The organism is Paraburkholderia sp. SIMBA_053 (assembly GCF_046534895.1).
Classification (GTDB): Bacteria; Pseudomonadota; Gammaproteobacteria; order Burkholderiales; family Burkholderiaceae; genus Paraburkholderia; species Paraburkholderia caledonica.
This window is the reverse complement of the sequence record NZ_JAWRXU010000056.1, coordinates 1-599: the sequence shown is the minus strand read 5'-3', so window position 1 is coordinate 599 and position 599 is coordinate 1. Positions and strand designations below refer to the sequence as shown.

Genomic DNA, 599 nt, shown 5'->3' with positions numbered 1-599 from the left:
CTTGTCGTTGATGTATTGACCAAACGCAGCAGGAAGCCGGTTGCATACGTCACCGTATCTGTCGACTCGGCAATACGCCAGGCTAGGACATCGTTGGATTGCACCGATTGGCGTGGACGAAACTGTATACAGCGCTCACGCGATGCGCCGCACAAAAGCATGGTTGATCTACTCCGGGCGAAGATCTTCCCCGATGCACTTCCCGACTTGAATCTTGTAGGCAGTTTTCTTCAGGGCGAGTCTGCTGCACCAGCATTCTGGCTATCTGGTGCAGTCGCAACTGTCTCTGCGACATTCGACTTCAATCCAAATTGCCTGAGCTTCTCAGCACTCTTGACCATCTCCTTCGCAAGCGTATCAAGGCGATCTGCGCTCAACTTACCTGTTCGTTTCTCGACCTCGCTAGCTAACAGTTTAGACGTCGTCATCAGCCAGTCGGTTTCCGGAGCAAGAGAGCCCAGATAAAACTGATGCTGATATCGCTCGCGAAACACACCGCGCATGAGCCACTGCGCTGACGCCGTGGCATCGACGATTTTCGTCACAAACGCCTGTGGATCTGCATAAATCAGAATTGGTACAGAGTAGAACCGGCTCTC

General features: G+C 52.8%; 1 protein-coding gene and 1 pseudogene. One reads left to right on the top strand and one right to left on the bottom strand.

The genetic code is table 11. The annotated features are described in order from the left end of the window. Positions 1 to 34: 34 nt before the first annotated feature. Positions 35 to 172, top strand: a pseudogene (locus SB753_RS34495) (integrase); the annotation flags it as partial. Positions 173 to 230: 58 nt separating this feature from the next. Here the strand turns inward: SB753_RS34495 and SB753_RS34490 are convergent. Further along, on the bottom strand, positions 231 to 599 hold a 369-nt coding region (locus SB753_RS34490; protein ID WP_410804511.1), incomplete at its 5' end, for a hypothetical protein.